Here is a 454-nt window from a genome sequence, read left to right as displayed (position 1 = left end):
TCCGTTGCTGCGAAGAAGTGAGGGGATACGTTTCCCGCGGCTCAGACAACGGGATTTCTTCATAATCCCCACTTCCACCACCGGCGGCCTGAACTGCCGCCGCGGTCTCCTGAATGGTCGGGGACCCAAAAAATTGCCGAATGGCCATCTCTACCCCAAACGTTTGATTAATCTTCCCTAACATCGTGATTACTTTTAAGGAGTTCCCCCCCAGTTCAAAAAAGTTTTCACCGCGCCCGATCCGTTCCATGGACAGGGCTTCCTTCCAAATTTCCGCAATGGCAGCCTCCACTTGGTTGTAGGGGAGCTCTTCGGAGTGAATGGCCTCCCGCTGCGGGATCGGAAGTGCGCTACGATCAATCTTGCCACTGGATGTCCGGGGTAGCTCCTGCAATCTCATCACCTGGCTCGGTACCATGAAGTCTGGCAATTTCACGCGCAAGTGCCTCCGTAC

General features: G+C 54.8%; 1 protein-coding gene. It reads right to left on the bottom strand.

The window, feature by feature from the left end:
- The coding region (locus tag H7T88_RS28505; protein ID WP_221791741.1) for a phosphopantetheine-binding protein at positions 1-400 on the bottom strand (400 nt) is incomplete at its 3' end.
- Positions 401-454 lie beyond the last annotated feature (54 nt).

It is taken from the genome of Paenibacillus cucumis (ex Kampfer et al. 2016) (genome assembly GCF_019748695.1).
Lineage (GTDB): Bacteria > Bacillota > Bacilli > Paenibacillales > Paenibacillaceae > Paenibacillus > Paenibacillus polysaccharolyticus.
This window is presented reverse-complemented; position numbering and strand designations above follow the sequence as displayed.